The organism is Cellulomonas triticagri (genome assembly GCF_003696205.1).
In the GTDB taxonomy this organism is placed as follows: Bacteria; Actinomycetota; Actinomycetes; order Actinomycetales; family Cellulomonadaceae; genus Cellulomonas; species Cellulomonas triticagri.
Genome location: NZ_RFFI01000273.1, coordinates 1 through 768, shown reverse-complemented (window position 1 = coordinate 768; position 768 = coordinate 1). Strand labels below are relative to the sequence as shown.

The window sequence follows — 768 nt, the reverse complement described above, 5'->3', positions numbered from 1 at the left end:
CCGCCGGCGAGCGTGACCGCGACCGGCGACCAGCGACCCGGCTCGGCGTCCGCGCCCGCGGCGTCCCGCACCTCGGCGGGGGTGCTCAGCCCGGGGCGTGCGACGAGCGACACCCGCGGCGCGGCGTTGTCCGCGGCGAGCAGGTCCGCGAGCTCGCCCGCGGTCCGGCCGGAGCCGACCAGGGCCTCGCGCAGCGCGCGGGTCACCCACGCCGGGTGGCTCTCGGTGACGGACAGCCGGGCTACGTCGTCGGACCCGGCGGGGTCGGCGTCGGCCCCGATCCGCTCCAGCCAGGTGTCCAGGGGTTCGCGCGACACCGCGCGCAGCACGGCGTTCGCGAACTGCGCGGCGCCCGCCCCGACCTGCTCGCGCACGAGGCCGACGGTCTCGGACACGGCCGCGTGCGGGGGCACGCGCATGCCGAGCAGCTGGTGCGCGCCGAGCCGCAGCGCGTCGAGCACCGGCGGGTCGACCTCGTCCAGGGTGCGGCCGCCGACGCACAGCGCGAGCACGGCGTCGTACCGGCCGCGCAGCCGCAGCGTGCCGTAGGCGAGCTCGGTGGCGAACCCGGCGTCACGCCCGCGGATGCCGCGCTCGCGCAGCATCGGGGGCAGGACGAGGTTCGCGTACGCGTCGGAGTCCGCTACGGCCCGCAGCGCGTCGAACGCGGCGGTCCGGGCCGGGTCGCCCGAGCGCCGCCGGGCGGACGGCGCCGCCGCGGTGCGCTGCCGGGGACCCCGGTGTCCGCGACTGCCGCGCGGGGTCCCG

Annotated in this window: 1 protein-coding gene; it reads right to left on the bottom strand. The window is 80.1% G+C overall.

What is annotated here, in order from left to right; all coding sequences use genetic code 11:
- Positions 1 to 768: transcription antitermination protein NusB (locus EBM89_RS20805; protein WP_305038159.1), on the bottom strand; the 768-nt coding region annotated here is incomplete at both ends.